The organism is Pseudonocardia pini (assembly GCF_013870575.1).
GTDB classification, from domain to species: Bacteria; Actinomycetota; Actinomycetes; order Mycobacteriales; family Pseudonocardiaceae; genus Pseudonocardia; species Pseudonocardia pini.
Map to the genome: position 1 here is coordinate 1 of NZ_JACBXB010000801.1, position 2,471 is coordinate 2,471.

At 72.8% G+C, this 2,471-nt stretch carries 3 protein-coding genes and 1 pseudogene; 2 read left to right on the top strand and 2 right to left on the bottom strand.

The window, feature by feature from the left end; genetic code table 11:
* Positions 1-473: pseudogene (locus H5J29_RS29140) on the top strand (DNA polymerase III subunit delta'); the annotation flags it as partial.
* Here the strand turns inward: H5J29_RS29140 and H5J29_RS29145 are convergent.
* Entirely contained in the window at positions 474-929 is a 456-nt protein-coding gene (locus tag H5J29_RS29145) for a nitroreductase/quinone reductase family protein (RefSeq protein ID WP_181784185.1), read from the bottom strand. It lies immediately after the preceding pseudogene.
* A gap of 62 nt (positions 930-991) precedes the next feature.
* Between H5J29_RS29145 and H5J29_RS29150 the strand changes: the two genes are divergently transcribed.
* Positions 992-1,642, top strand: a complete 651-nt coding sequence (locus tag H5J29_RS29150; protein WP_181784186.1) for a TetR/AcrR family transcriptional regulator — start codon at positions 992-994, stop codon at positions 1,640-1,642.
* On the opposite strand, the gene H5J29_RS29155 is transcribed toward H5J29_RS29150, so the two are convergent.
* Positions 1,599-2,471 (bottom strand): hypothetical protein (locus H5J29_RS29155; RefSeq protein ID WP_181784187.1); only part of this gene is annotated, 873 nt, incomplete at its 5' end. The two genes, H5J29_RS29150 and H5J29_RS29155, sit on opposite strands and share 44 nt — an antisense overlap.

Sequence of the window (2,471 nt, forward strand, 5' to 3'; positions counted from 1 at the left end):
GCCACCTCGGGGACGCGTTCGCCTACGCGGACGTCCTGGTCAAGGAGGCCGAGACCGAGGCCGCGGACATGAGCCAGGCGCGAGACGCCACCGAGCGCGAGGAGCTCTCCGTCGCGATGGGGGCGGGCGGCACGGGCAAAGGTGCTGCTCAGGCGGCCCGCGGCGCCAAGGCCGCCGAACGCGAGCTGGAGAAGCGGCAGAAGTCGCGCAACACGCGCACCCAGCGGGACGCGCTGGACCGTGCCCTCGTCGACCTCGCGGGCTTCTACCGGGACGTCCTGGTGAGCGGCTCCCCGGTCGCGTTGACGAACCCGGACCGCGAGTCGGACGTGCGGCAGGCCGCGCGCGAGTGGAGCCCCGAGTCGACGCTGCGCCGTCTCGAGGCGGTCCTGGCCTGCCGGGAGGCGCTGGAGCTGAACGTCAAGCCGCGGATCGCCGTCGAGGCGATGATGACCGCGCTGCAGCAGGGCTGATCAGCGCGTCCACCGCCGCAGCCGCACCAGCGTGATGGTGCGCGACACCGCGGCCTGGTACTCGTCGAAGTAGGGGCCGACCTGGCGGAACCGCTCCCAGGCGGCGATCCGCTCCGCCTCCGGGAGGGCCTCGGCCACCACGGCCCAGCGTTCGCCGCGCACCTCGACCTCGGCGTACGGGGTCTCCCGCAGGTTGAGCCACCACTGCGGCTCCGCGTCCACGCCGCCGTGCGAGGCGGCGACCAGCAGGTCCTCGCCGTCGCGCAGGTGCAGCAGGGGCGTGGTGAACCGCTTCCCGCTGCGCCGCCCGGTGTGGGTGAGCAGCACGACCTCACCGCCGCGGAACCGCCACATCCCGCGCCCGCGGAAGGCCCGGAGCAGGGCGGTGTGCACGGGGGCGACCGCCCGCATGAGGGTCACCGCGCGGCGGTCCTTCGGCGTCCGGGTCGTCGTCATGGCCACTCCTCGATTCGCTGGAGCGCCGATACTATGAATTGAGTGCTGCTAGAGTCAATCCCGTGGTGAGGACGTACCGCTCCGCCCTCCGCGAGGAGCAGGCCCGGCAGACCCGCGTCGCGGTGCTCGACGCGGCGAGCCGCTGCTTCCGCCGGGACGGCTACCACACGACCACCATGAAGGGGATCGCCGCCGAGGCGGGCGTGTCCGCCCAGACGGTCTTCGCCCAGGGCGGCAAGGCCGCGCTCCTGCTCGCGGCCGTGGACCGCAGCCTCGTCGGGGACGACGAGGAGGTCCCCCTGCTGCGCCGCGAGAACATGAACCTGCTGGTCACCGAGCAGGACCGGGCGGCGAAGCTCGCGCAGCTGCGGCTCGTGGCCCTCGACATCCTGCCGACGGCCGGCCCCATGATGTGGGTCTTCCGCGAGGCCGCGGGCGCCGACCCGGAGATCGCGGAGGCCTGGCAGGAGTACGAACGACGCCGGTTCGAGGACTACCGTGCCGTCGTCGCCTCGTTCGGCCCGTTCCTGCGGATGGACCTGGACCGCGCGGTGGACGTCTACTGGTCGGTCGCGTGCTTCGAGGTGCTGGACAAGTTCCTGCGCGTCCGGGGGTGGACGCCCGAGGAGTTCGCGGACTGGCTGCTCGAGTTCGTCGACCGGGCGCTCCTCAACCCAGCACCGCCGTCAGCCAGTCCTCGAACCCGGGGCTGAGCGGCGGCCACACCCAGGCGAGCAGGAGCTGCGCCAGCCCGACGACGGCGAGCCCCCGCGCCGTCCGCCGGTCGGTGTCCCGCGGGATCGACATCAGTGCGACCAGCGTGAACAGCACGTACGCGGACACCGGTGTGAACCGCAGCCCGATCCACACCGCCACCACCGAGGCGATCAGCGAGACGAGGTAGCCGACCAACGCGGCGGGGAACCGGATCGCGTAGAGCACGGCGACCGCGAGGAACAGCGGGACGTGCCACAGGGTGCCGCCGATCGTGCCGACCGCGGCCACCAGCCCGTCGAGCACCCCGTCGCGGAAGGCGAAGATGTCCGGGTTGGTGGCCACCGCCTGCACCGGGCTGCCCGCGAACCGCCACTCCAGGAACATCCACGCCAGCACCACGAACGCCGTCGGGAAGACCATGACGAGCACGCTCGCCGGCGCCGCCCGGCGCTGGTGCGAGGCGGCGAAGAACCAGGTCGCCAGGCCCAGCGCCAGGGCGTAGAACACGGAGATCGGGTCGAAGAAGAACGCCGCGGCCAGGGCGAGCCCGCAGGTGAAGCCGCCGTCCGTGTCGCCGTCGACCACGAACCAGACGAAGCCCTGCAAGGCGATGGCCAGCAGCGAGAGCGACGCGATGCCCGCCACGGACTGGCTGGCCGCGAACGCCACCGCAGGCACCGCGAACAGCGGCAGGACCAACCCCGCCACGACGACGGGCTCGAACCCCAGCCGCACGATCTGCTCCCACGCGCGGTGCAGGGTCAGGGCGGCGAACAGCGCCGCGACCACGCAGAGCCCGAGAGCGGGCAGGAACCCGGCGAGCAG

Bases quoted from the DNA above. Each gene is read 5' to 3' on its own strand.
- H5J29_RS29145 (WP_181784185.1), bottom strand. From the start codon at position 929: ATGACGACGACCCGGACGCCGAAGGACCGCCGCGCGGTGACCCTCATG.